General features: G+C 35.1%; 21 protein-coding genes and 1 other RNA gene. 7 read left to right on the top strand and 15 right to left on the bottom strand.

Annotated features, from left to right (window positions below; genetic code table 11):
* Positions 1–57: 57 nt before the first annotated feature.
* Positions 58–456 (bottom strand): RnfABCDGE type electron transport complex subunit B, encoded by a 399-nt coding sequence (locus AC5LWZ_RS04360; protein WP_493464034.1) that lies wholly within the window; start codon positions 454–456, stop codon positions 58–60.
* Between the two features lie 14 nt (positions 457–470).
* Positions 471–2,171 carry a formate--tetrahydrofolate ligase gene (locus tag AC5LWZ_RS04365; protein WP_493464035.1) on the bottom strand — a complete coding sequence of 567 codons (1,701 nt, stop codon included), beginning with the start codon at positions 2,169–2,171 and terminating at the stop codon, positions 471–473.
* Positions 2,172–2,321: 150 nt separating this feature from the next.
* Between AC5LWZ_RS04365 and sohB the strand changes: the two genes are divergently transcribed.
* The 6 genes from sohB (at position 2,322) to AC5LWZ_RS04395 (ending at position 11,482) form a co-directional block, all read left to right on the top strand.
* Complete coding sequence (gene sohB / locus AC5LWZ_RS04370; RefSeq protein ID WP_493457941.1) at positions 2,322–3,410, top strand: protease SohB; 1,089 nt, start codon at positions 2,322–2,324, stop codon at positions 3,408–3,410.
* 717 nt (positions 3,411–4,127) lie between these two features.
* Positions 4,128–5,411 carry a hypothetical protein gene (locus tag AC5LWZ_RS04375; protein WP_493464036.1) on the top strand — a complete coding sequence of 428 codons (1,284 nt, stop codon included), beginning with the start codon at positions 4,128–4,130 and terminating at the stop codon, positions 5,409–5,411.
* A 638-nt stretch (positions 5,412–6,049) separates the two neighbouring features.
* Positions 6,050–7,330 carry a hypothetical protein gene (locus AC5LWZ_RS04380; RefSeq protein ID WP_493464037.1) on the top strand — a complete coding sequence of 427 codons (1,281 nt, stop codon included), beginning with the start codon at positions 6,050–6,052 and terminating at the stop codon, positions 7,328–7,330.
* 324 nt (positions 7,331–7,654) lie between these two features.
* On the top strand, positions 7,655–10,096 hold the full coding sequence (gene rnr, locus AC5LWZ_RS04385; protein ID WP_493464038.1) for a ribonuclease R: 2,442 nt from the start codon (positions 7,655–7,657) through the stop codon (positions 10,094–10,096).
* Between the two features lie 3 nt (positions 10,097–10,099).
* A complete protein-coding gene (gene rlmB, locus AC5LWZ_RS04390) occupies positions 10,100–10,852 on the top strand; it encodes a 23S rRNA (guanosine(2251)-2'-O)-methyltransferase RlmB (RefSeq protein ID WP_493464039.1) in 753 nt (250 codons plus the stop codon).
* Between the two features lie 27 nt (positions 10,853–10,879).
* Positions 10,880–11,482: a hypothetical protein gene (locus tag AC5LWZ_RS04395; protein ID WP_146208345.1), complete on the top strand. Its 603-nt coding sequence runs from the start codon at positions 10,880–10,882 to the stop codon at positions 11,480–11,482.
* A 48-nt stretch (positions 11,483–11,530) separates the two neighbouring features.
* Here the strand turns inward: AC5LWZ_RS04395 and AC5LWZ_RS04400 are convergent, their stop codons facing one another.
* The 13 genes from AC5LWZ_RS04400 to AC5LWZ_RS04460 form a co-directional block, all read right to left on the bottom strand.
* Positions 11,531–12,076 carry a 5-formyltetrahydrofolate cyclo-ligase gene (locus AC5LWZ_RS04400; protein ID WP_198221927.1) on the bottom strand — a complete coding sequence of 182 codons (546 nt, stop codon included), beginning with the start codon at positions 12,074–12,076 and terminating at the stop codon, positions 11,531–11,533.
* Positions 12,077–12,103: 27 nt separating this feature from the next.
* A non-coding RNA gene (ssrS, locus tag AC5LWZ_RS04405) (6S RNA) lies at positions 12,104–12,286 on the bottom strand.
* Between the two features lie 65 nt (positions 12,287–12,351).
* Positions 12,352–12,636, bottom strand: a complete 285-nt coding sequence (gene zapA, locus AC5LWZ_RS04410; protein WP_034903801.1) for a cell division protein ZapA — start codon at positions 12,634–12,636, stop codon at positions 12,352–12,354.
* Between the two features lie 7 nt (positions 12,637–12,643).
* Positions 12,644–14,509 (bottom strand): 1-deoxy-D-xylulose-5-phosphate synthase, encoded by a 1,866-nt coding sequence (gene dxs, locus AC5LWZ_RS04415; RefSeq protein WP_370547301.1) that lies wholly within the window; start codon positions 14,507–14,509, stop codon positions 12,644–12,646.
* A gap of 12 nt (positions 14,510–14,521) precedes the next feature.
* Entirely contained in the window at positions 14,522–15,394 is an 873-nt protein-coding gene (gene ispA, locus AC5LWZ_RS04420) for a (2E,6E)-farnesyl diphosphate synthase (RefSeq protein ID WP_493464174.1), read from the bottom strand.
* Positions 15,384–15,629, bottom strand: coding sequence for an exodeoxyribonuclease VII small subunit (gene xseB, locus AC5LWZ_RS04425; protein WP_065614071.1), 246 nt, complete (start codon positions 15,627–15,629; stop codon positions 15,384–15,386). Before xseB ends, ispA begins: the two co-directional genes overlap by 11 nt.
* A 118-nt stretch (positions 15,630–15,747) precedes the next feature.
* On the bottom strand, positions 15,748–17,121 hold the full coding sequence (gene rmuC, locus AC5LWZ_RS04430) for a DNA recombination protein RmuC (RefSeq protein ID WP_294912848.1): 1,374 nt from the start codon (positions 17,119–17,121) through the stop codon (positions 15,748–15,750).
* A gap of 2 nt (positions 17,122–17,123) precedes the next feature.
* A complete protein-coding gene (gene epmA, locus AC5LWZ_RS04435; protein WP_493464040.1) occupies positions 17,124–18,098 on the bottom strand; it encodes an elongation factor P--(R)-beta-lysine ligase in 975 nt (324 codons plus the stop codon).
* Between the two features lie 64 nt (positions 18,099–18,162).
* Complete coding sequence (mdoH, locus tag AC5LWZ_RS04440; RefSeq protein ID WP_493464041.1) at positions 18,163–20,523, bottom strand: glucans biosynthesis glucosyltransferase MdoH; 2,361 nt, start codon at positions 20,521–20,523, stop codon at positions 18,163–18,165.
* 21 nt (positions 20,524–20,544) lie between these two features.
* On the bottom strand, positions 20,545–22,104 hold the full coding sequence (locus AC5LWZ_RS04445; protein ID WP_232354812.1) for a glucan biosynthesis protein G: 1,560 nt from the start codon (positions 22,102–22,104) through the stop codon (positions 20,545–20,547).
* Between the two features lie 20 nt (positions 22,105–22,124).
* Entirely contained in the window at positions 22,125–22,790 is a 666-nt protein-coding gene (locus AC5LWZ_RS04450) for a hypothetical protein (protein ID WP_493464042.1), read from the bottom strand.
* A 168-nt stretch (positions 22,791–22,958) separates the two neighbouring features.
* A complete protein-coding gene (locus tag AC5LWZ_RS04455; RefSeq protein ID WP_110448341.1) occupies positions 22,959–23,201 on the bottom strand; it encodes a YecH family metal-binding protein in 243 nt (80 codons plus the stop codon).
* Positions 23,202–23,389: 188 nt separating this feature from the next.
* Entirely contained in the window at positions 23,390–25,330 is a 1,941-nt protein-coding gene (locus AC5LWZ_RS04460; RefSeq protein WP_493464043.1) for an exoribonuclease II, read from the bottom strand.
* A gap of 123 nt (positions 25,331–25,453) precedes the next feature.
* Here AC5LWZ_RS04460 and AC5LWZ_RS04465 point away from each other — a divergent pair, with 123 nt between their 5' ends.
* Entirely contained in the window at positions 25,454–26,203 is a 750-nt protein-coding gene (locus AC5LWZ_RS04465; RefSeq protein WP_493464044.1) for an alpha/beta fold hydrolase, read from the top strand.
* Positions 26,204–26,533: the final 330 nt, after the last annotated feature.

A 26,533-nucleotide genomic window follows, 5' to 3' on the forward strand; every position in this document is an offset into this window, starting at 1 on the left:
GTCAGTAAAAAACTAGCAAGTTTAACTAGTTAGTTTAAATTAGAAATGAAAACCTCGCTAATTAGCGAGGTTTTTTTTGGCTTTCACTCTGGCGATAGCGTCGGCGATTGATTGCTTGCGATCTTTTTGTGTCGTCGTATTACTATTGCTTATTGGCATCGACCTAGGGAATAAAATTGTTGGCGGTACCAATTGATTGTGACTTAATCGTTGCTGTTTTTTTTTCGTCAACAGTAACTCTTCCTGTTCATTTAAAGCAACACCTAGTGTACTTAAGGTAATACAGTCAGTTGGACAAGTATTAATACAATTACTACAAGATGTACAATATTGTGGCAATATGGTATGTAATACTTGTTTGCTCCCTACAATAGCATCAGTTGGGCAAACGCGTATACATTTGCCACAACCAATACAATTTTCTTCATCAATTAACGCTTTATATTGTTTTTGCATAATAATTTTTTAAATTAACTTAAACCAACAATATTACCATCTTTGTCAATATCGATATTTCGATAAGCCGGATTAGTACCAAGTCCAGGCATTGTCATTACATTACCTGCATAAACTCGAATAAAACCAGCACCGGCAGATATTGCTAAATGGCTGATATCGACATCAAAATTAGTCGGTACATTTTTTAAATTAGCATCAGCACTAATTGACATTGGTGTTTTCGCGATACAAAGTGGTAAGTGATCTAATTTTAATGCTTCGATTTCTTTAATGTTTTTAAGCGCTGTGTCTGATAAATTAGCTTTATTTGCACCATATTTTTTTACCATTGTTTGGATTTTATCTATTAATGGCATACTGTCAGGATAAGGTAACTTGATTTCACTTGGCATATCACACGCTTTAATCACATGTTTGGCAAGTTTTTCTGCACCTTTACCACCTTGAGTAAATACTTCACTGACTTCACAAGCAAATGCACCGTGTTCAATGGCGTATTTTTGTAAAAATGCTAATTCTTCTTCACTATCATGTGGGAATCGATTGATTGCGACAATCACTTGTAAACCATAACTTTTAGCATTATTGATATGCCACGCTAAATTAGCTGCACCAATTTCAAGTAATTCTACATTAGACTCTGAAATCTCTTTCGGTATGGCTTGTCCTGGTTTGATATTATATTTACCACTATTGGATTTTAAGCTACGCACAGTTGCAACAAGCACTACACAAGATGCCTTGATACCAGCTTGACGATATTTAATATTAAAGAATTTTTCCATTCCCATGTCTGAGCCGAATCCAGCTTCGGTTATAACATAGTCAGCTAATTGCATAGCAATGCGGTCTGCAATTACAGATGAATTACCATGAGCAATATTGGCAAATGGGCCTGCATGGATTAATACAGGTGTATTTTCCACTGTTTGCATAAGGTTTGGATTAATGGCATTTTTAAGCAGAACGGTCATTGCCCCAGCAACTTCAAGTTGTTCAGCAGTAATTGGTTCACCACTAGTGTTATAGGCTAAAATAATTCGTCCAATTCGTGCGCGCATATCATGTAGATCAGATGCTAACGCTAAAATTGCCATAAGCTCTGATGCAGCGGTAATTTCAAAGCCATCTCGGCGTTCAACACCGTTAACACCACCACCGACACCAACAGTAATATTTCGTAGCGCACGGTCATTGTGATCGATGACTCGTTTCCAGACAATACGGTTTATATCGATATTTAGACGAGGCAAACCTGTTTGTGCTGTAAATTCCTCACCCAGACGTTCTTCATGGTAAAGTCGAGAATCTAATGCTGCTGAAGCCAGATCATGGGCTGCAGTTATAGCGTGGATATCGCCAGTAAGATGAAGATTTAATGTTTCCATTGGTAATACTTCAGCCTGTCCCCCACCTGCTGCACCACCTTTAACGCCAAACACTGGCCCTAAACTAGGTTGACGAATACAAGCGATAGCAGATTTTCCCAAATAATTTAAACCTTCACTTAATCCAATAGTATTTACGGTTTTTCCTTCACCGAGTGGCGTTGGGGTTATTGCTGTCACTAATACTAATTTACCTTGAGCTTTATTTTGATTTGCTTTAATAATAGATAAATCAATTTTAGCGACATATTTACCATGAGGCAGCACATATTCATCAGGGATATTACATTGTTTTGCGATTTCAGTTATTGGACGTAAAGGCATACTCGTTCTCGTATTAAATTAAACAGGTTGTCAGTATAAAGAATTTAAAATGCCGAATAAAGCAACAATTTTATCTTTATTGATTTTCGGCACAATCTTTAATTATATTGTTATAATGGGCAAATTTTTAAACTATAGGATAATTGTCAAATGAATTGGTTTTCACAGTATTCACTTTTCTTGGCTGAAACAGTAACTGTTGTTATTGCTATTCTAGCAATATTGATATTTATTTTATGTCAGCGTCGAAAATCATCCACAGTTGCTGGGCGAATGTCAGTCAAAGATATAAGTAAAGAGTATGAACAAGCTAAAGATGAAATGTTAATGTCTAGTATGGACGAGGCCGAAGCCAAACAATTCACTAAAGATCTGAAAAAACAAAAAAAACTTGAAAAGAAACAGGCTAAACAAGCAGCTAAACTAAATAAGAAACAAACAGATAATGCGTCGTCGGTCGATACTGTAAAATCATCTGAGACAACATCAGTTTTACAGACAAAACCTAAACTGTTTGTTCTATCATTTAATGGTAGTATGGACGCACATGAAGTTGAAGAGTTACGCCAAGAAATTACTGCCGTATTAGCTATCATCAAACCAGAAGATGAAGTTGTGGTAAAACTTGAAAGCCCTGGTGGAGTAGTGCATGGTTATGGGCTGGCCGCTTCGCAATTATTACGCTTTAGAACACGAAATATTCCTTTTACTGCGGTGGTAGATAAAGTTGCAGCAAGTGGCGGCTATATGATGGCATGTACAGCCAACAAAATAGTTGCAGCACCATTTGCTATTGTTGGTTCAATTGGGGTAGTTGCGCAAATTCCTAACTTTAATCGATTACTCAAAAAGCATGATGTCGATATTGAATTGCAAACAGCAGGTGAATACAAGCGAACTTTAACCATGTTTGGTGAAAACACCGATGAAGGTCGCCAAAAATTTAAACAAGAATTAGAAGAGACTCATCTATTATTTAAAGACTTTGTAAAAGAGTATCGTCCTAATATTGATATTGAACAGATTGCTACAGGAGAACATTGGTTTGCAACACAGGCTAAAGAAAAGGGCTTAGTCGACGAAATTAGTACCAGTGATGATTTTATCTTATCGCATCTAGACACGCATAAAATCATAGCAGTTAACTATCAACGTAAACAAAAGCTATCGGAAAAACTCTCGAAAAATGTTGTAAAAGGTATGGAAAGATTATTCTTTAGACAAGGAAACGGACTATAACAGTCCGTTTTTTTTATAAATCTATCACCCCAATTTATTGCAAACAAACCATAAAATTTGCAAAATGTACCTTTAGTCAAAAAAGGCCTAGAACAGCTTCTGTTAGCACCAAAAACAGCAAATATCAAGACGAGCATAACGATTTAGTTAGGTGAGCATTCAAATGCATAAATAGTTAACCGATTGCTCTAAATAGGGAAAGTTAATTTTATGTAAAATTTTTTAATCAAAATATTGAGGAATATTTTTTGCATCAATTCTTGCTTACATATCTTAACAATTCATTACGAAACAATATTTGTCAAAATTAATGAATATATTTATACTATTTAAGTCAATAAAATATATTTTTATTGTTATAAAATAATTGGATACATTGACAAGGGATTGAAAAAATGTTAAAATACAGTTGTTTAGAGGCCAGCCAGCCAGCCAGCCAGCCAGCCAGCCAGCCAGCCAGCCAGCCAGCCAGCCAGCCAGCCAGCCAGCCAGCCAGCCAGCCAGCCATATAGGCTAAATAGTATTCTAGCCATCTTTCAGGCTAAACAAACTTCGCAAGTAAAATCTGCTATAAACTTATCTTTCCATAATCTAAAAACTTACATAGCAAAAATTGTATTAAATATCCATCAACATAAAAATAAACAAAAAGCGATAAATTTAACTAGATATCAAACACTATTTGCACAAATAATTTTTATTCTAAGTAGTTTATCATTGGTAAATAATGTATGGGCATTATCTTCATATTCTGCTCAAACTGAAAAAATGATAACCGGTAATACGCCGTATATTTTATTAACTGATGGCGTAACACCACTAACTGATTTACGTCAAATTATGGGGGTTAATTTTCCTAATCGTAATGGACAAGGCGGTACTGAATGGATCAGTGCCTGGGATACAGATCTTATCTTGCGAGCCCCTAAAGGAATGCATTTCAATGATGTGTGGACATTTGCAACTCCAACGGATGGTGAAGCGCATAATCCATCAACACTTAATGTTGATGACATTGATGGTGATGAAGTTGGTGGTTATGTCTCTGGTACAATTAGAGCAACTTGGTTTGAGAATGGTATTCAAATACCTAATGATCAGTTAAGCTCGGAGCTTGGGAATTGTGGAGGACCTTATAAATTACGCGTAGAAGTTTCGAATATTCAGGCCAATACTCAATATGGTTTACCTAGAAATCGTTACTATGGCAGTAGTTCGGTAGAGTATAGGATAATTCCAAATGGTCAAATATGTTATTTACGACCGAATGAAATGACTCACTTTGGTGATCATGATCCCAATGTCTTTAATAATACCTATGGTTTTTCACGAAATAGTGGTTTTCCAACTACCGGTTTTCAGAATGCGGCCTTTACTTTAGTCGGTAGTGGTTCAGACCAAAGTCTTTATCGTTGTTATACGTCTAATGGTGGTGGAAAGATAAGCTTATCGACAATTGGTGGTTATGGTTCGAATTGTACGGTAAATTATATTGCAGGGCAAAAAAGTCAATTTATTCAAAATGGCACACCAACAATAACAATGGAATTTTATAATGGTCGTTATTGGGAATGGATAGATAATTTTACTATTCCAGTTCCTAATAAATGGCCTAGTAAAGGCTCTGGTAAAGCAATGTTTTTTGGTGATGGTTACTGGTTTTACGATATCAAGAATTATTATGCATTGACTTTTTGTAGTAATATAGAAAAAATCAGTTATATTCAATCGCATAGCCTAGGTTTTCGGGCACAATATTTGTATAAAGCTGATGAACTGAGTAATAATCAGTCTCATTTTATAAGGGCTGTAGGTACGTTTATGGGTGAGTGGGGTATTACAAAAAGATATGGTGGAGTTTGGCGCCCTGATGGTGATCTCTGGACAGCTGACATAACAAGTGATGATAGAAGGATTTATCGTGTAATGGGAATGACAGGTCGAATTGAAGCTCAGTCGCCAAGATATCAAAGTACAACAACTGTTTGCCGAGGTGATTAATATATATTTAATAACAATCAGCAACATTTTAGGTATACTGTAAAGAAAAATTGTTCCAGTTAAGTGGAGCGTACTGGAACAATTTTTTGATCAAAAAACAATCAAATAAAGCTCAATAAATAAGTATAAATTATACTTATACTTTATTTAGTTAAATTACCTTATCAGCATCTCCTATTTATTAATCATGAATCTTAACAATTCATTACGAAACAATATTTGTCAAAATTAATGCATATATTTATACTATTTAAGTCAATAAAATATATTTTTATTGTTATAAAATAATTGGATACATTGACAAGGGATTGAAAAAATGTTAAAATACAGTTGTTTAGGAGCCAGCCAGCCAGCCAGCCAGCCAGCCAGCCAGCCAGCCAGCCAGCCAGCCAGCCAGCCAGCCAGCCAGCCAGCCAGCCAGCCAGCCATATAGGCTAAATAGTATTCTAGCCATCTTTCAGGCTAAACAAACTTCGCAAATAAAATCTGCCATAAACTCATCTTTCCATAATCTAAAAACTTATATAGCAAAAATTGTATTAAATATCCATCAACATAAAAATAAACAAAAAGCGATAAATTTAACTAGATATCAAACACTATTTGCACAAATAATTTTTATTCTAAGTAGTCTGTTATTGGTAAATAATGTATGGGCATTATCTTCATATTCTGCTCAAACTGAAAAAATGATAACCGGTAATACGCCGTATATTTTATTAACTGATGGCGTAACACCGCTAACTGATTTACGTCAAATCATGTGGATTAATTTTCCTAATCGTAATGGACAAGGCGGTACTGAATGGATCAGTGCTTGGGATACAGATCTTATCTTGCGAGCCCCTAAAGGGATGCATTTCAAAGACGTTTTGGCTTTTGCTTTATCAACTGATGGTGTTGCACGTATCCCATCGGCACTTAAGGTTGATGATATTGATGGTGATCAAGTTGGCGGTTATGTATCGGGCACAATTAGAGCAACTTGGTTTGAGAATGGCATTCAAATACCTAATGATAAGTTAAGTTGGGAGCTTTGGAATTGTGGTGGACCTTATAAATTACGGGTAGAAGTTTCGAATATTCAGGCCAATACTCAATATGGTTTACCTAGAAATCGTTACTATGGCAGTAGTTCGGTAGAATATAGGATAATTCCAAATGGGCAAATATGTTATTTACGACCGAATGAAATGACTCACTTTGGTGATCATGATCCCAATGTCTTTAATAATACCTATGGTTTTTCACGAAATAGTGGTTTTCCAACTACCGGTTTTCAGAATGCGGCCTTTACTTTAGTCGGTAGTGGTTCAGACCAAAGTCTTTATCGTTGTTATACGTCTAATGGTGGTGGAAAGATAAGCTTATCAACAATTGGTGGTTATGCTTCAAATTGTACGGTAAATTATATTGCAGGGCAAAAAAGTCAATTTATTCAAAATGGCACACCAACAATAACAATGGAATTTTATAATGGTCGTAATTGGGAAAGGTTTGATAGTTTTACTATTCCAGTTCCTAAAAAATGGCCAAAGAAGGGAACAGGTAAGGCAATTGTGTTTAGTAATTCAAAGCTTGTAAATACGAGTTTAGGATTTAATTTATTAAGTTTTTGTAGCGGGATAAATAAAATTACTAAAGCGCAAGCACTAGATAGAGATTTTCGGTTAAAATATTTATATACACCTTCTGAGCTGACTAATAATGAGTCTCATTTTATAAGGGCAGTGGGTACATTTATGAGCGAGTGGGGTATTACAAAACTCTATGGTGGAATCTGGCTTCCAGATGGTGATTTATGGACTGCTGAACTATGGAATAACAGCTTTGTTTACCGAGTAAAGGGTAAGACAGGTGAAGTTGATCGTCAGGAGCCAAGATATCCAAGTACAACGGGTGTTTGTCGTGGTGATTAAAATATGTTTAATATAAAAGGGAAACATTTTATATATTAAAAGCAGAGAAAAATTGCTTCCAGTTATGCGTAGCGTACTGGAAGCAATTTTTTGATCAAAAAACAATCAAACAAAGCTGAATAAATAGATATAAATTATATTTATATTTTATTTAGATAAATTACCTTATTAGCATCTCCTATTTATTAATCATGAATCTTAAGAATTAGTAATTATAAATATGTTGTGAGTAAAGGCTTTTGCACTTCAAAAAAGTAATCTTGATTTTAAGTTATGCAACTCTATGTTATGCTTAACCTAATATTCGATCACAGGACGTTCCATATGATAAAAGATCCATTTTATGATCGTGAGGCGAAAAAATATGATTCGCCGATCGCCAGCCGTGAGCTGATTTTAGACTATCTTACTAAAGAAGCAAAACCAGCTAATTTAGACAAGATAGCTCAAGCAGTATCAATTAAGAATGATGAACAAAAAGAAGCATTACATCGAAGATTGCGGGCGATGGAACGTGATGGCCAAGTGGTGTTTACACGGCGTAAGTGTTATGCCTTACCGGAAAAATTCGATATGGTGAAGGGGAGTGTTATTGCCCACCGTGATGGCTTTGGTTTTTTAAGGGTAGAAGGAAAACCAGAAGATTATTTTTTATCACCTGAACAAATGAAAAAAGTGTTACAGGGTGATGTTATATTAGCACAACCAATTGGTAGCCAATATAGAGGTAAAACAGAAGCACGTGTAGTACGAATTTTAGAACCCAGAACTAACCAAATCGTTGGGCGATATTTTATTGAACAAGGTGTTGGCTTTGTGGTACCTGATGACAGTCGATTGAACTTTGATATTTTGATCGCGGGTAAACCAAATCGCACCGTAAGAATGGGGTCGGTTGTGGTAGTTGAATTACAACAACGTCCTGAGCGTCGTCAAAAAGCAGTAGGTATTATTAAAGAAGTTCTTGGTGAGATTATGGGAACCAATTTAGCAATAGATATTGCGTTACGTAATCATGAGATCCCTTACGAATTTCCTAAAGCAGTTGAAAAAGAGGTCAACAAATTTAGTGATCAAGTGCCTGAAAGTGCTAAAAAAGGACGTAAAGATCTACGAGATTTACCGTTAGTTACTATTGATGGTGAAGATGCCCGTGATTTTGATGATGCAGTTTATTGTCAAAAAAATCGTGGCGGTGGCTATCGATTATGGGTAGCAATTGCTGATGTGAGTTATTATGTTCGCAACGGTAAAGCTTTAGATAAAGAGGCTTGCTTACGAGGTACGTCGGTCTATTTTCCTTCACGGGTGGTACCAATGTTACCGGAGGTGTTATCTAATGGCCTTTGTTCTCTCAATCCACAAGTTGATCGTTTATGTTTAGTTTGTGAAATGACGGTGTCGAACAAAGGACGTTTAACCGGTTATCAATTTTATGAAGCAGTAATGAACTCACACGCTCGCTTAACTTATACTAAGGTTGCCAAAATTTTAGAAGGTGATAAAGAGTTACGTGAACATTATCGAGAGTTAGTACCTCATCTTGAAAATCTTTATGGCTTATATAAGGTATTAGATAATGCTCGGGTTACTCGTGGCGCAATTGGTTTTGAGTCAGAAGAACCAAAATTCATTTTTAATGCAGATAAACGTATTGAGAGTATTGAATTAGTACAGCGTAATGACGCACATAAAATTATTGAAGAGTGTATGATTTTAGCCAATGTTGCTGCGGCAAAATTGGTCATTAATGCTGAGATTCCGTCTTTATTCCGCGTGCATGATAGACCGGATGAAGATCGCATGAATAATTTACGCAGTATTTTAAGTGAACTCGGTTTATCACTTGGCGGTGGAGCAAATCCAACACCTAAAGATATTGCCAAATTAATGGTTGATGTTGAAGCAAGACCCGATCATGAGATGTTACAGACTGTAATTTTACGCTCAATGAAGCAAGCAATTTATGATCCCGAAAATCGTGGTCATTTTGGCCTAGCGCTTGAAGAATATGCTCATTTCACGTCGCCAATTCGTCGTTATCCTGATTTATTATTACATCGAGCCATTAAATGGGTACTGGCGAATGAACAACATAAAACCAGTAAAACTGGTGGGCATCGTTATACCATTAGCGAAATGCTTTATTTTGGTGAACACTGCTCAATAACTGAACGTCGTGCGGATGAAGCCGTGCGTGATGTCGTTGATTGGCTAAAATGTGACTATATGCAAGATCATGTTGGTGAGGTATTCAATGGTACTATCTCTAGTGTGGTTAATTTCGGCTTTTTTGTCCGGTTAGATGATCTGTTTATTGATGGTTTAGTGCATGTTTCGTCACTGGAAAATGATTATTATATTTATGATGCATCACGTAATCGTCTAATTGGTGAGAATACTCGCTTTAGTTATCGTTTAGGTGATAAAGTTCAAGTAAAAGTCGATAATGTTAATCCAGAAGAGCGTAAAATTGATTTTTCTTTGGTCGGCAGTAATAATAAGCCACAACGTCAAGGTAAGACGGCAAGAGATAAAGCTAATAAAGCTGATATAAGTTTTGCTACTGATTTACCAGTAAAACGCAAAGCTAAAAGTCCACCAGATAGCAAAAAGAAAAAAGCGAACGCTAAAGTAGCAAATAAAGCAGAAGCTAAAGTGAAAAGTAAAAAACGAACAAAAGCTAAAGCAAAATCTAAAGCGGCATCTAAGACTAAATCTAAATCAGCATCGACATCAAGTAATAAAAGAAAAAAGAGTAATTAATAGATGAGTGAAACAGTATACGGTATCCACGCCATTGAAGCATTGTTAACGCGTGCTCCAGAAAGAATTATTGAAGTTTTTATCGCTAAAGGTCGAGAAGATAAACGCTTGACTGCCCTTGTTCAAGAATTAGAACAGTTAAGTTTAACAGTGAAAGTAACCAATAGACAATATCTAGATGAAAAATCAAAAAATGGTGTTCATCAAGGTATATTAGCGATGGTAAAACCAAGCCGTGGTTATCAGGAAAATGATATACCACTATTGATGGAACAACATCCTAATCCGGTTATTTTAATTTTAGACGGTGTGACCGACCCACATAATTTAGGTGCCTGCATTCGTACCGCTGATGCCGCTGGTGTCAATTTTATTATTGTGCCAAAGGATCGCTCTGCACCACTTAACTCAACCGCACAAAAAGTTGCTTGTGGCGCCGCTGAAAGCGTGCCTGTAGTTAGAGTTACCAATTTAGCTCGAACTATGCGGATGTTACAAGATGAATATCAAGTCTGGATTGTAGGTACTGCCGGTGAAGCAACCAGCACACTTTATCAGACTGATTTTTATAAAAGTTCAAAAAACTTATCTCTGGCCTTAGTAATGGGGGCTGAAGGCGAAGGTATGCGTCGATTAACTAAAGAGCATTGTGATGAGCTAGTCAGTATACCTATGGCAGGAATTGTCTCTTCACTTAATGTTTCGGTAGCGACAGGTATTTGCTTATTTGAAATTGTTAGACAAAAAAATAGATAGTTTGAGTGATATATCATGTTAGGATTTTTGAAAAAACTGTTACCCAGCAAAAAAACACAATCTTTATCAGAACGAGACTTAAATGGTCGTAATAATGTTGGTTATCCTACCATGCAACTATCGCGTGAAATTGATAGTTTAGTTAAGTCGAAATATAGTGCAGCTAAACATATCATCAATTTGTATAAAGATACGCTGTTTTTTAAATGGGGGCCTAGTGTTTTCAATAACAAATTGTCTGACGAACAGCTTGCTAGTTTATCTGGGCGAAATGTTCAAATGGTCTATTTATTACTGTTTCGTGATATGTTGAGGCACATTGCAAGCTTTGCTAAATTTAAGCACTTTGCGGATGATTGGCCAGAACAATTTGCCCAAGAACTATTAGATAACTGTAAAATGCTTAGCGACAGTGATGATGTAGATATTGCTAAAAAGCAAGATTTATTTGCTAGTACTGAGCTTTATACTGTAGATAATCCGATTGATCGAAAACATCCAGAGACTACTGAAATACCTGATTGGACTGTACCGTTAGCCGAATTAGTGATGTTAAAATCTGACATGATTTATCATTGCCATCGTCCGCTAATGGCAGCCATTCTGAAAAAGTCGAATAAGCTAAAATAACCAGTTATTGATTACTTATAGTTTGTTTGATTTTATGATAATGCCTGTTTAAGCATAAATTATTTCTGGCAATTTGATATCCCAAGGTTGATTATCAATATTGGCCAATTTTTGGCAGGAAAATGCGAGCCCAATAGGTAATATCTGTTGTTGTTGATAATTTGCTAGCATTCGGTCGTAATAGCCACCGCCCATTCCCATACGATAACCTCGTTCATCAAAAGCAACTAATGGTGTAAAGACGATATCAAGTTGTGCAAACGGAATGACATTATTGACATTAAGTTCTGGTTCAAAGATGCCAAAATGATTTTTTATGAGTGGCGTATTTGTGGTGTACTTTAAAAAGAGTAGGTGATTTTTACAAAATGGATGGGTAATTGGTAAGTAGACTGATTTGTTTTGTTGCCATAGATATTCAATAATCGGTTTAGTATCGACTTCCCCATCAAATGACAAAAAAATAGCGATATTTTCAGCTTGATTCAAAGCTGGATGATTTTTAATTTTTTGATAAATAATTTGCTGCGCATTACAGCGTTGTTGTGGAGATAAATCACGTCTTTTTTGACGTATCGCTTGCCGAATATTCATTAGTTATCGATTGAAAAAAAAGTAAAGAAGCACTCCAAGATGTCGTTAGGGTCGTAACCCTTGAACCCAAGGTTCAAGGTGAGTTGCATGTTTTAATTTTTAGGTTTCCTAAATAAATTAGGCATACACACCAATCAAAAACCACACCACTCTAAATTAAAGAATATCGGCTCAGGGGACTAACCCTTATCCCGAGCATCTCAGAGATAATTAATATAATACAAAATTTAGAGAATCATACAATAGTCTTTGTTGATTATTTACGTTTAAGCTAACTAATTGTTGGTATTTAAAGCGGAATCAAGTAACTGCTGTAGCATTTTTAATCTATTAGCAAACTCATCGCTTTTTTCTTTCTCTTTAGTTAGTTCATAAGATATATTTAGTGCAGCAGTCATAATAAGTTGATCGCTGCCAACTTGTGGTGATTTTTCTCGTAAATTTGTTAAGCGTGCATCTAAATCTTTAGCCGCATTTGTAAGTGCGTCAACTTCTTCAACAGGGCAATTAAATTTTAAAGTTCGCCCAAAAATCTGAACCGTGACAGCTTGAGTTTCCATATTTAACCTATAGTTTTATAAATGTATTAATTTTGTCGATTATATGTTTGGCGTTTAATCCAACTTCATCACGCATTTCTTGTTGTGATCCTTGTGGAATAAACACATCAGGCAATCCGATGTTTAAAATATCACATTTTGTTTTTTTCGATAACAAAAATTCATTGACGGCGCTTCCTGCCCCACCTTTGATACTGTTCTCTTCGATGGTGACAAGTATATTATGGCTTTGACCAATGTGCAAAAGGACTTTTTCATCTAGTGGTTTTACAAAACGCATATCTATCACTGTAGCATTTATTTGATCGGCTGCTTGTAAAGCTTCAGGTAATAATGTGCCAAAATTAAGTAAAGCAATATTTTCACCTTCACGACAGTATTTTGATTGTCCCAATGGTATTGGATTGAGTGGTTGTAAGCTAGCACCACATCCTTCACCACGAGGATAACGTACCGCTGATGGGCCATTATGTAAATAACCTGTATAAAGCATTTGTCGACATTCATTTTCATCACTCGGAGTCATAATAACAAGATTAGGAATACAGCGTAGAAAACTTAAATCGAAAGCCCCTTGATGGGTTTCACCATCAGCGCCAACAATACCAGCTCTATCTATAGCAAACAGGACAGGTAAATTTTGGATAGCAATATCATGGATCACTTGATCATACGCACGTTGCAAAAAAGTGGAATAGATGGCTACTACCGGTTTAAATTCACTAATAGCAAAGCCTGCGGCTAACGTTACCGCATGTTGCTCAGCAATGGCCACATCGAAAAATTGATTGGGATATCGTTTTGCAAATTCAGTCATACCAGAGCCTTCGCCCATGGCAGGGGTAATTGCCATTAAACGTTTATCATGTTCGGCTATCTCACACAGCCAATCTCCGAATATTTTTGAATAGGTTGGTGCAACTTTTTTTGAAATCGGTAAAGTCCCTTCGTTGGGATTAAATTTGGGAACACCATGCCATAAAGTCGGGTTTTGTTCGGCAGGGCCATAGCCTTTACCTTTTTGAGTAATAATGTGCAGTAGTTGTGGTCCTTTTAACTGCCTCACATTTTGCAAGGTAGCTACAAGTGTTTCGACATCATGACCATCTACTGGGCCAATATAATTGAAGCCTAATTCTTCAAATAAAATGGCTGGAGTCACTAATCCTTTTAAATGTTCTTCGGTTTTTTTGAATAATTCTTTTAATGGCGGAATATTCGAAAGGACTTTTTTACCACTTTCACGAAAAGAGGTATAAGCTTTACTTGTTAAAAGTTGCGCTAAATGCTGATTAAGTGCGCCGGTGTTTTCAGAAATCGACATATCGTTGTCATTAACAATGACTAGCATATCAGGTTTTATATGACCTGCGTGATTCATTGCTTCAAATGCCATACCAGCGGTTAATGCTCCATCACCAATAATTGCTGCTACTTTTTGTCCTGATTGCTTTTGTTGTTCAGCAATAGCAATACCTAGCGCGGCACTAATAGATGTTGATGAATGGCCAGTTGTTAACACATCGTATTCACTTTCATAACGATGAGGAAAAGGGTGCAATCCACCTTTTTGGCGAATGGTTAGCATCTGATCACGTCGACCAGTAAGGATTTTATGCGGATAAGCTTGATGCCCTACATCCCATATAATTTTATCAAATGGAGTGTTATAGACATAATGTAAAGCAACGGTTAATTCGACTACACCTAAACCTGAAGCTAAATGGCCACTAGATTGACTAACACTATCTAATAAAAATTGTCGTAATTCCTGACAAATCTCTGGCAATTGTGATAGCGGATAACGTTTAAGATCCGTGGGGAAATTGATTTGCTTTAATAAAGGAAATTTATCTAAATTCATTTTTATCATCTAGTTATTAGGTTAACTATTTCGATTAATAATAAAACCAGCAAGATCTTGTAATGGTTGGCTATTATAAGGTATTTGCTGCAGACTATCGATAGCTTGTCGATATAATGTGTTTGTCATTTCAATTGCATTTTGTAAGCCAACTAATGCCGGATAAGTACTTTTTTCAAGTGCAATATCTGAGCCTTGTGGTTTACCCATTAGTTCTTGTTCACCAATAACATCTAAAATGTCATCTTGAATTTGAAATGCTAATCCAATAGCTTGAGCATAGTCATCTAAGATTTGATAATAGGGTTTGGCTACCTCACCACTAGCATAAGCACCAAGCCTAACTGCAGCTTGAATTAAAGCACCGGTTTTATAATTATGGATATTTTGTAAATGTTCAAGGGTTACTTTTTGTTGTTCTGCTTGCAAATCAAGTGATTGACCTAAGCACATACCTGCAAGACCACTGGCGTTAGCAAGTTCACTAATCATATTAATTTTACTTTGGTTATCAATATGTTGATTTTCGCATAATAAACCAAAAGCTAGCGATTGTAAGGCATCGCCAGCAAGAATTGCTTCTGCTTGACCAAATTGAATATGACAAGTAGGTTTACCCCGCCTGAGGTTATCATTATCCATGGCAGGTAGATCATCATGAATTAAAGAATAAGTATGCATTGATTCAATAGCTGCTGCAATAGGGTCAAGTTTTTCTAAAGGACAATTAAACATCTGCCCAGTTAGATAAACTAGAATGGGGCGGATTCGTTTGCCTCCGGCAAGCAGACTGTAGCTCATCGCCTGTTGCAAGTTTGAAGGGGCAAATTGCGAAATATACGTTGTTAAATAATTATCAATACGTTCTTGTAATGGTTTTGTGCTATTCATTATTATCAATTGAAAATTCAGATAATTGAGCATCACTATTTTCAGATAACAAAATTTGGATGCGTTGTTCAGCCTCATTAAGTTGTTTTTGACCTGAACGGGCTAATTTAATCCCTTTTTCAAACTCATTTAAAGCTTCATCTAATGGTAAATCACCATTTTCAAGTTGAGTGACAATTGCTTCAAGTTGTTTGATCGTTTCTTCAAAACTTGCTTCTTTATCTTGTTTTTTTGCCATATCGTCCCCCTCTGTGTTAAATGAGTATACACGTATTTTTTCTGATGGTGAATTAAGATATTTAAGTTAAATTTTTACATTAATTAAAACGTCATTGCACAATGAGTTGTGATTAGTTTTATTGAGTATCGTGGCAAGATGGATAATCTTCTTGTTCACGTTCAAGTTCATCAACTGATAGTTGGGCTATATCAGGATTGATCGGTTTTTTTACTTCAATTCCTAATTCCCTGAATCGTTCTATTTGACCAACAACATTACCTCGTCCTTTAGATAGTTTGTTCATTGAAGATTGATAGGTTTGTTGCGCTTTATCTAAGCAGTTACCTAGGTTTTCCATATCCTCAATAAAACCACGAACTTTATCATATAGTTTACTTGCTCTATCAGCAATAAGTTCGGCGTTACGATTTTGGTATTCAAATCGCCACAAATTATGAATAGTTCTTAACGCTACCAATAAGGTTGTTGGACTAACAATCATAATATTGTTTTTTAAAGCATCATTAATTAATGTAGGATCTTGATCAATTGCTGACAAAAATGCTGGTTCAACTGGAATAAACATTAAAACATAATCTAATGAATTGATACCAATGAGTTTGTGATAATCTTTTTGGCTAAGCTGTTTTAAATGATTACGTACCGAAGCAAGATGATCGGCAATAGCCTTAGTTCTAATATCATCGTCATCACTGTTAAAGTAACGTTCATAGGCAACTAAAGTAACTTTTGAATCAATGACAACATCACCACCTTGAGGTAAATGAACAATTACATCTGGTTGCAATCGTTGATTATTTTCATTGGTTAAATTAACCTGAGTGTGATACTCATGTCCCAAGCGGAGTCCTGAATTATCCAAAATTTGACTAAGAATAAACTCTCCCCAATTACCTTGAGTTTTGTTATTGCCTTTTAATGCATTAGTTAAATTAGTGGCTTCCTTAGTCATTAATTCATTAAGCTGTTGCAAATTGCGGATTTCATGGGTGAGAGTATGACGCTCTTTGGCTTCTTGTCCAAAGCTGTCTTGAACCTGTTTCTGAAAGCTTTCTAATTGTTGTTTTAGTGGTGAAAGTAGAAAATCTAAACTTTGTTTATTTTGTTGCTCAATCTTTTTGCCGCTTTGTTCAAAAATTCGATTAGCTAAATTTTCGAACTGAGTTGTTAAGCGTTGCTCACTTTGTTCCAGAATGGTTTGCCGTTGCTGTGCCGCATTCATGGTCTCTTCCAAACGAGTTTGTAACTCGCTAATTTTGATATTTTGGGCGATATTTTGTTGTTGGCATTGGTTTAATTCTTGTTCCAACTGTGTTATTTGAGTGGTTAAAACTTGATTTTCTTGTTTTTTTTGATTTAGTTGTAAATCAAATAAAGCATGTAGATTATTGGCTCTAAATTGCGTTTTTAATAAAGCGATTAATAAAACAACGGCGATAATAGCAATTATTATCGCTGTCCATTCACTTAAGCCTAAACTTCCAAACATGATCAAGCCCTTGCAAAAGTGAATGAAATGACATCGTCTAAATTCATGGCATCAAGTGCTAACATAATTAAGCGGTCAAGTCCTACGGCAACACCGGCACAATCAGGTAAACCAGCTTCCATAGCCGCAATTAACTCAATATCAATATTTTGTGGCGGTAAATTTTGATTAGCCCTATCAATATTATTTTGTTCAAAACGCATCTTTTGTTCTTGCGGATTGGTTAATTCTTTAAATCCATTAGCCAGTTCAACCCCTTTATAATAAAACTCAAAACGGCTGGCGACTCGATGGTCTTCCGAACTGATTGCTGCTAATGCTGCTTGAGAAGCGGGGAAATTATATACTGCAACGGGCTTTTCTTGACCAATATGAGGTTCGACGCCGAAACTAAATAGGCATTGTAATAAAGTGTCTCGATCATAATCATCAGTATTGAGCTCGATATTAAGCTTTTTAATCGCATCAATTAGGCTTGCTTGATCAGCTTCCAATGGATCAATATTTAGATGACGTTGAAATGCTTTTTGATAAGAGATACGTTCGGCTGGTTCGCAATCTAAAATGTTTTGTAGAAGATCATCGACCTCGTTAATCATTTGCATCATATCAAATTGGATACGATACCACTCAAGCATGGTAAATTCAGGATTATGATAGCGACTCACTTCTTCATGATTACGAAAGCATTTACATATTTGATAAATAGGGCCACTGCCAGCCGCTAATAAACGCTTCATATGATATTCAGGGCTGGTGATTAATGACATTTTCTGCCCTTGTTGTTCATTGGTTTCACCAGGTTTTAAAAATAAGGTATGAAATGAGCTCAGATGCACATCTGTTACTGCATATTGGCTTAAGGTTGGCGTCTCGACTTCTAATATACAGCGATCAGCGAAAAACTGTCTTACTTGAGATACAATTTTAGCGCGCTTAAGTAAATTATTAATTGATGCATTAGGTTGCCAAGTCATAAAAAAATATCCATGGATTTTGATTAATTACTAAAAGAAGAAATAGGGCATTAAGCCCTATCTCTTATTGCTGGCGTTCATTTTGCCATAATGAGAACAAATTGTCGTATTTTTCTTGCTGATGCCAGATGTGACAATGAAGTGCAGAAAGAATAATAGGGTCTTCTAAAATCGCTAATTGTTGTTCTTTACTGATTTTTTCTAAATCCACTTGCTGATAGTGCTCAATCAGTTGTTGGCGCAATTGCTGATTTTTTGTATTAGGTAAATGACGAGAAGTCGATAATGCACAGGCTAATGCATTATAAATAGGATCAACAAGTGCCATAATAAAGCCATGTTCCATAAAAGCAGCTTCGGTTTGCGCTAAATAGTCACCAGTGAGTTTTACTGCACGTGAAGGGTGGGTTTCTTCAGGTGTTAAAAATAACCCTGCTTTTTTAGCTTTCATACCAATACTGGATAAACCAGAAATACGAATTACTAGTGGTGAAATAGTTAATGGAATTAAAATTGCGATATACCAATAGGTAAATTGTGGATTTAACCAAATAATCACACATAACCACACAATTCCTAATAACGATAAAGGCCAACAAAAGTAGAATGATTCCCCCCAAGTTAAGGCATCATCACTTCGTGATGGTGACTTCCATTGAATTTTGCTACCAAGCCATGCTTTAACAACGAATTTGCTATGGAAGATCATACGGATTGGAGCAAGGATCATTGACCACACCATTTCAATAAGAATTGATAAGGTTAGTTTAAATATTCCACCAACATCTTTTGCCCCTGTTCTGGCTATAATAATACCATAGCTAAATAATTTAGGTGCAAACAGCAATACCATCGTGGTTGAAAGTAGTTGAATAGCTAATTGTTCATCCCATCTTGGCCAAGTTGGATAAAATTGGTTTGGTTGGAAAAAATATTGTGGTTCAGAAATATTGAACACTAATAATAATAGTGTTGAGAAAATTAAAAATACCAACCACAATAATGATGAAATGTAAGCCATACCACTGGTTAAAAACATAACTCGATGGGTTAAAGTAATGCCACTTTTGAATATTAATCGAAGATTGATCAGATTACCCATACACCAACGATTATCTCGTTTAAGATCTTCAATCATATTACCTGGCAACTCTTCATAACTACCGTTCATATCGTAAGCAATCCATACTCCATAACCAGCTCGGCGCATTAAAGTTGCTTCAACCAGATCATGCGATAAGATATGAATCGGGCCTTTACGTTTTTGCAATGGTGATAAAATACAGTGTTCAATAAAAGGTTTTAGGCGAATCATGGCATTGTGACCCCAATATTGGGCTTCACTTAGTTGCCAGAAGTGAGTACCTGAGCAAAAAATATCGCTATAAATTTGATTGGCAAATTGTTGAATACGGCCGTATAAGGTTGTCATTCTGACCGATTTTGGTGGTGATTGTAATATACCCGCTGTTGGATTCATTTCCATCATGGCAACCATTTTTAAAATACAATCCCCAGTCATAATACTATCAGCATCAAGAATCATCATATACTCATATTGATGGCCCCAGCGACGACAAAAGTCATCGATATTACCGCTTTTACGTTTTACACGGCGTTTACGATGACGATAGAAAATATTACAACCATTATCTGCTTTTTTAGCATTAAAATCAGCCCAAGCCTTTAATTCATTAACATACAAATCAGGATCGTTTGTATCACTAAGAATATAAAAATCACAATATTGAGCATGTCCTGTTTCAACTAGTGATTCATAGGTGGCTTCAAGTCCAGCGAATACTCGTGAAACATCTTCATTACAAATAGGCATGACTAAAGCAGTACGATGTTTTGCGTCAATATGAGCTGCGGGATCATTAGGAATAGCAATAGTATAACGGTCTTTTTTTATCACTGCCAAAATAAGACCCATGATACTAGTCCAAAAACCGATTGAGATCCAACAAAATAAAATAGCAAAGAGACCAATAATGAAGCCCTGTATGATATAAGGAATAATACTATAGATAGCGAGTTCAGGATTGATGTCCCAATTAGCCATAAAACTAATCTTTTGCCAGCTTTGATACGGCAAAAGTGACGATAAATAAATTGTTCCATAGTATGTTTGAACTGCTATAAGCACAAACATAATTAGACGACGAATAAGTGCGATAATATTCACACGAGGTTTTGATTTAGCTGTATAGCGTTCATTCCAAATTTGTGGTTGTACTGACACACGTTCAACTTTGGGATAACTAGGTTGCTGTTGTCTTGCTTCATTAAAATGGTCAATGTTGCCGACTTGACTCAATCGATATTTTAAGAATTCGACATCATTGGCAAGAGAGTTATTGTTTTCCGATTTCTGACGCCAAATTTCGGCGTCAGATAGATTTTCGAAGTAATCTTTTTTCATATTATTGGCTGATTATTATAATTATTGAGCAGGGTATTGCCCACTCCACGTCTCGGACAGAACTTCGCCTGTTTGAGAAGCGAGTTGAACACGCAGATCGGTTGCTTTTTTGTTATCTTCAACGTTGAATCGAATAATAACACGCCAACCTTTAGTTACTGAATTGTATTGGGAATCACAACTTACAATTGAGCCGTTATTAATACTTGAAATAACTTTAACAGGATTTTTATCAGATAACTGAGGTCCAGTAAAATCAATAACATATGCATTAGAACCATCAAGTTTACGTATTAAATTGGCTTGCTTGATATCACCTAGCGATAAACGAGTACTTTCTGCTCTAGCGACGTTAGCCGGATAACGATTTTGTTCGTTTAAAGTGTAATGTAGTCGATATTTAAAAGTAAGTTGATCACCGCCTTTATATTGCTTTTCAGGAACCCAGAAAGAAACAATATTATCATTGGTTTCATCTGCTGTTGGAATTTCGACAAGTTCAACTCGCCCTTTTTGCCAATCATTTAAGATTTCAACCCAAACGCTTGGTCTTAGTTCGTAATGGTCATCTAAATCTTGATAGTCATCAAACCCTTTATCTCGTTGGATTAGACCAAAACCTTTAGGATTTTCTAAACTATATGATGAAAAAGATAAACGTTTAGGATTGTTTAAGGGACGCCAGATCCACTCATTATTATTAGCCAAAATAGATAACCCGTTTGAGTCATGCATTGCTGGACGATAATTAAGTAGTGGTGATGGCTGATTTGGGCCATATAAGAACATACTAGTTAATGGCGCAATACCCAATTTTTTAACTGAATTACGGAAGAATACTTTAGCTTCAACCGTAACGGTGGTATCGATACTTGGTACTAGGGTGATTTTATAAGCTCCAGTAACACTTTGAGAGTCAAGTAATGCATAAATGACTAAATGCTTTTGATTTGGTTCTGGACGTTCAATCCAATATTCTTTGAAGCGAGGAAATTCCTCTCCTGACATTTCACCGGTGTCGATAGCAAGACCTCGAGCGGAAAGGCCATATCGTTGATCTTTACCAACAGCACGGAAGTAACTACCACCAAGAGCAGTAAATATTTCATCATCGGTTTTTGTTGGTTTGTTAATTGGATAATGAACTTTAAAACCGGCAAAACCAAGATTTTTAGTATTTAAATTATCTAAATGAAGTTGACTCAAGTCGAAATAATCTGGATCGTATTTAATTTCATTAACTTGGTTATTGACAATTTCGTTAATTTTAACCGGCATGTCAAAATACATACCTTCATGATAAAACTCTAGTTTAAAGCGACTTTTGCGATCATTCCAATAAGCTTTATCATGTTTAAAAGAAATTTTTTGATAATCAGCAAATTGCAGTGAAGATAGCTCACTAGGAATGTTTTTAGATGGTTGGACATAAGACTTTTTTGATAATTTTTCTGCTTTTGTCACTACATCATTAAAAGTAAAAGCCCATGAAGAAAAACTCAAACAAGATATTGATGCTATGCATAACATCTTGCAAGTTAGTGTTTTACTAAATCGACTAATAGGTAATAAATTGTACATAAAAAAGACTCACTTAAGTATTATCTAAAAATATTAATGTAATTGATAATATTGTCTTTAGGGCTACTTAAACAATTTTCAAGATAATCAGTTTTCATTTCGTCAAGAATACTTGGGTTTTCATCTATTAAAAAATGAGAGTAATTATCTTTGAGAATTTTAGTTTTTAATGCAGCCAAATCTTGTTCTGACATTCTAAATAATGGTTGATAGCGATTGGTTATATTTTCGGTATCTTTGCTGTAAACTGCAGCAACAAAATCAGCTGACCATTGACAGTAATTGTTTAGATTATTGTTGGTTGGATTAATTTTTTTTAACTCAATTTTATGTTCGGCTTGATTTTCTTCAATCACTTTTTTGAGTTGTATATCATATTTTAACTTATAAAATTCGTTAAGATAAAAATTTAACACACAGGATGATTCGTTACTATCATCTTTACAGTCTAAAATACCTTGTTTTTTTATATAACTGTCAAATTGTTTATCGCCAACTAATTGAAGTAATTGATTTTTGGCATTAGATACAAACGGGTTATTTTGTTCCGTTTGTTCTTTTAGTATTGTTAACGGATCGACTTCAATATTTTTGCCATTATTTTTTGTTTTAGACATATTGTTTTTTACACAGCCTGTAGCAAGAATAAAGACAATGGCACATGTAAGGATATTACTTATTTTCATATATCAAATTCCATGAACATATTCTTGAGTTGAAATTTCAGGTTGAGAAACTTAACACTTTGTAGTGAAGTCGTAACGCGAAATTATATACTCTTATTCTTTTAAAAACACTAGATGATTACATTAATTTAGTAAAAAACGCACTAAATATTCGTTTGCCGATTTTGTTTAATGTCGGCATATTTTTTTAATATCGACAGTAAATTGTGAATCATCGGTTAAAGCTGGCTTAAATTTTCCTTTTGCTTTTAAAAAAGCAATAAGCTGCTCGGCATTCATATCGGAGTTAGAACAGGTATGAAATCTAGCTTCGGTACCAAATTTTTCATGGATAGCATTAAGTAAAGATGATTCGGTATAATTGTTCCCATCCATCATCTGTAGTACTTCATGACCGTGAATTGATATCATTTTCCTCTCCTAGATTGCGGTTTATCTCGCTCTAATTATTATTTTTTAAGCGGTGAAAGATAGCAGATATTTTTAATAAAAAAAAGAGGTTAAATGTTAAAAATATTATTAATTGTATTTAGATTAACCCTGATTATTATCAGGGGTAAATAATTAGTGTGAAAAAGGTTAAATTGACAAGATAATCTTTATTTATTTTCATCGATTTTTACAATAATCGAGTTGTTTTCAGTTTTAACCTGTTGGAGTACAACTGATATTGTATCAGCTAGTTTAAGTACAAGCTCATCTTTAATTTTAATTGAACCCTCATCAAGATTTAAGGTTATTTCATCACGAACGTTATGAATCATGGAGAGAGGTAAAAATGCGAATGCCCCTATCTCGGTCAATCGGACTCGAGCACCACCTCGGTTAATATCAATTATTTCAGCATTAAAGCGTTTTCCTTGTTTATTGGTTAAGTATTGGCTATAAAGATTTTCGGCGATATCACGTTCAGCTAAACGTAATTTTTTTCGACGATCAGACATACTTTCTAATTGCTCAGAAGTTGGCACAATGAATGGTTGCTCTTTAAGCGAAGCCTTAAGTAAACGATGGTTTATCATATCACCATACTTGCGAATTGGTGAAGTCCAAGTGGCATAGGCCGAAAAGCCCAAACCATAGTGAGGTTGTGGCGTTATCGAAAAATCAGCAGGACTTTGGAATTTACGCAACTTAGTTGATAGAAAATCGTTATTATCAATTAATCGGCGTAATCTAATATATCCTTCAAATGAAGTTAGTGACTCTTTATCAAAATCATAAATGCCATTATCAACTAATATTTTTAAAATCTGTTCAATGTACTTACTATCAAAGCCTGAATGAGTATTAAAGACGCCGATACCAATCTTTTCAGTTAAATATAAGGTCAAAGCTAAATTAGCAATAATCATCATTTCTTCAACGATATTATTGGCGATGCCGCGTTCTTCTTTGAGGATTGTTTGCACTTGGCGATTATCATCAAGTACAAACCGATAATCATTATTTGCTTTAAAAATTAACGCATTTTGTTGTCGCCAATTGATACGAACTTTTGCTAGATCAGCTAACAATTTCAATTGGGTTTTAATTTCTGTGTTAGCAAAATTTAAATCACTTTGATTTTCAAGGAAATTAGAAACATTGTTATAACAAAGCTTAGCTTTGGATTCAATCCAAGCCGAGGTAAAATGGATATCATCAGCAGTAAATTGTCCCGTTTTATCTAGGTGAATTTTACATACCATTGCTGGACGTTTTTGATTGGCTTTTAATGAGCATAGGTCATCAGCCAATTGTTTAGGTAACATTGGAATATTAAAATCGGGCAGATAAGTTGTAAAATTACGAACTTTGGCAATATTATCCAGCTCACTATCAGGTAAAATATAGGCCGTAGGATCTGCAATGGCTATCATTAAGTTATAATTACCCATTTCATCTTGGCAAATAGCAATCGCATCATCCATATCTTCGGTATTTTTATTATCAATAGTGAAAAACGACACATTGGTTAAATCTTGTCGATTTTGTTGTTCACTTTCAGAAATGATTAATGATTCAGCTTGGGGGGCATTATCCTCTAATTGGTAACGAGCTAAGGTTTTCAACCATAATTGATAAATTGAATCAGAACTTGCGATAAATTGTGTTACTTGAGCAAGAAATTGTTGTTTATCTTTTTGCAATGGATGCGATTGTAATGTTGCGACAACCCAATCACCTTCGGTTAATTTTTGCTTAACTTCGGTGTTAACTTGACAACGTATGGCAAACTTAGTTGGCATATTTTCAGGATAAATCACCATAGCGCGATCTAAAAAGCCGATTTTACCAATAAATTTTTGTAAGCTACTTTCAATTAATATTTCAGGTTCAAATGACTCTTTATCATTATTGCTGATGATGGTTCCCGATACTTTATCTCCATGGCAAAGCTGCTTCATTTTGGCAACAGGAATAAAATAATTTGTTTTATTATCAACATCTAAAAAACCAAATCCTTTTTCGTGTGCTCGGACGATACCTTCAACATGAGGTTTTTGTTCTGCAAATTCTTGTTTAAGTTGGGTGAGTAATGGGTTATTTTGAAACATATGGTTTAATATTAATTGAAAAATTTAGACTAAATTCTATCATAGTTATGCTTTTAGGGGTTATTGAATTGTTCATCATTGACTGACTATTGAAGTCAGTTACAATAAATAAAGAGTTAAAACATGAAATTAAATTATAAATTACAAGGCAATAAACAACCGATTTTATTAATGCATGGTCTATTTGGTAGTTTAGATAACTTAAACATGTTAGCTAAAGACCTCGTTGCAAATTATCAAACTATACAAGTTGATTTACGTAATCATGGCCAATCGCCATGGTCAAATATCATGAACTATCAAACTATGGCGGAAGATATCGCGGAACTCTGTCATGATTTGCAATTACAAAACTTAATCTTAATTGGTCATTCAATGGGTGGCAAAGTTGCTTTACAATTGAGCCAACTTATTCCACAACTGATTAGCAACATTTGTGCAATTGATATTGCGCCAGTTAAATATACTCAAACAATTAATACTCCGGTCATAAAAGCATTGGCACAATGCATTGAACAACAATTAGTCGATAGAAAGAAAATTGCTGAAGTTATGCGACAACATGGATTAAATGAACCAATGGTTTTATTTTTGCTCAAATCCTTTAAACATGAGCGTTGGCTATTTAATGCTGATGTAATTATTAATCAGTATGCCAATATTTGTGATTGGCAAACTATTTCACCCTGTGACATACCAACATTATTTATTGGCGGTGGTAATTCAAGCTATATCAGTGATGAAAATTATCCAGCTATATTTAATCAATTTCCCAATGCACAAATTGATATTGTAGAAGGCGCTGGTCATAATGTTCATGCTGAAAAAACAGAGCAAGTATTGCAACATTTATATCATTGGTTAGCTGACTGATTATAATTATTTCAACAATAAAATTAATCAGTACAGCAATTGCTTAATTGATGGTTACTGATTTTTATTTTTTAATTGAAACTAAAGATTGCATGATTTAATAAGCAATAACACTAAAAAATAAGATTGGTTGTTTGGTAAATTCAATCAACCAACATGAATAGTCATAGTATAAGCAGTATTAGCCAATACGTATTTCTTTTATTCTTTATGGTGTGATTTATTTATTATAAATCAATTTATGTTCATTATCTAACCAGATACGAATATCATTGTTGTTTTGGTTCATAACTTTGACTTTAGAAAAATTAGCAATTGCGGTTTGCGCAC

Source organism: Gilliamella sp. LMG 34362 (assembly GCF_984569125.1).